This window comes from Micromonospora sicca, from assembly GCF_003172935.1.
GTDB lineage: Bacteria > Actinomycetota > Actinomycetes > Mycobacteriales > Micromonosporaceae > Micromonospora > Micromonospora sicca.
Window position 1 is genome coordinate 1 of the sequence record NZ_QGKS01000001.1, and the last position, 501, is coordinate 501.

A 501-nucleotide genomic window follows, 5' to 3' on the forward strand; every position below is an offset into this window, starting at 1 on the left:
TGGCCCACCCCTTCCAATCACGACAAGAGAGGCAGGCAGCGAATGAGCGTCCGCAACCAGCGGCCGACGTGGGGGAGCGCAGCGACCTACCGCTCCGGCGCGTACACCAGTCTGCTGCCGTGGCAGGTGCGCGAGCGCCGCTTCAAGCCGGCCGGGCTCGGACGCCGCGGCCTGGCGCCCGACGACGTCTACGCCTTCCTCGACCGGGTCGCCGGCGACATGGCCGCCGTCTACGCGGCCCTGGCCGCCAGCCGCCGGGAGACCGCCGCCATCAAGGACGCGCTGCGCCGCTGGCAGTCCGACCAGGCCCGCGCCGGTGACGCCCGGGGAAACGAGCGGTGACCCAGCGGTACGTCATCCACCTGCCGATCGTCGCGAACGACCTGCCCGGCGCGCAGCGCCTGGCCCGGGTGGTCGGCCGCTGGGCATCAGCAGGTCGCAGAAGACCCGATGCCGTACGTTCTGGTCGTCCTCGGCGGAGACGGTGGTCTCCCCCGGGTC

The 501-nt window shown here is 73.5% G+C and carries 1 protein-coding gene; it reads left to right on the forward strand.

Translation table 11 applies throughout. The annotated features are described in order from the left end of the window. The first annotated feature begins 42 nt into the window (after positions 1-42). Complete coding sequence (locus DKT69_RS00005; protein WP_109799573.1) at positions 43-342, forward strand: DivIVA domain-containing protein; 300 nt, start codon at positions 43-45, stop codon at positions 340-342. The last annotated feature ends 159 nt before the right edge of the window (positions 343-501 follow it).